The 519-nt window shown below is 69.6% G+C and carries 1 protein-coding gene; it reads left to right on the top strand.

All coding sequences use genetic code 11. The annotated features are described in order from the left end of the window. A partial coding sequence (locus LGR54_RS25660) for a flavin reductase family protein (RefSeq protein ID WP_230364789.1) occupies window positions 1-519 on the top strand: 519 nt, incomplete at both ends.

Here is a 519-nt window from a genome sequence, read left to right as displayed (position 1 = left end):
ACGACGGTGGACCCGCAGGGGCGGGTGAACGCGGCGCCGTTCAGCTTCTTCAACTGCCTCTCCGCCGATCCGCCGATCCTGGCGCTCGGCGTCGAGAACCATGCCGACATGTCGTTCAAGGACACGGCGCGCAATATCCGCCTCACCGAGGTGTTCACGGTGAACATCGTGTCCCACGCCATCGCCGAAGGCATGCATGTCTGTGCCGTGGATTTCCCACCGGAGCAGGACGAGCTCGCCGCCGCCGGCTTCACCGCGGTGCCGGGCGTCAAGGTGGCGTCGCCCTGGATCCGGGAGGCGCCCGCCGCCTTCGAGTGCCGGCGCCACCTCGCGCTGGAGCTTGGCAAGTCGCGGCAGATCATTCTCGGCGAGATCGTCTATGCGCATTACCGCGCCGATGTGGTGGACGCCGAGCGGCTGCGCGTCGACCCGGCCCGGCTCGACGCCATCGCCCGCCTCGGCGGCTCAACCTGCGCGACCATCCGCGACCGCTTCGACATGCCGACCCCGACGCTCGCC

It is taken from the genome of Ancylobacter sp. Lp-2 (assembly GCF_020523795.1).
GTDB lineage: Bacteria > Pseudomonadota > Alphaproteobacteria > Rhizobiales > Xanthobacteraceae > Ancylobacter.
Note: the sequence above shows the minus strand (reverse complement) of the source record. Positions and strands in the feature narration are given on the sequence as shown.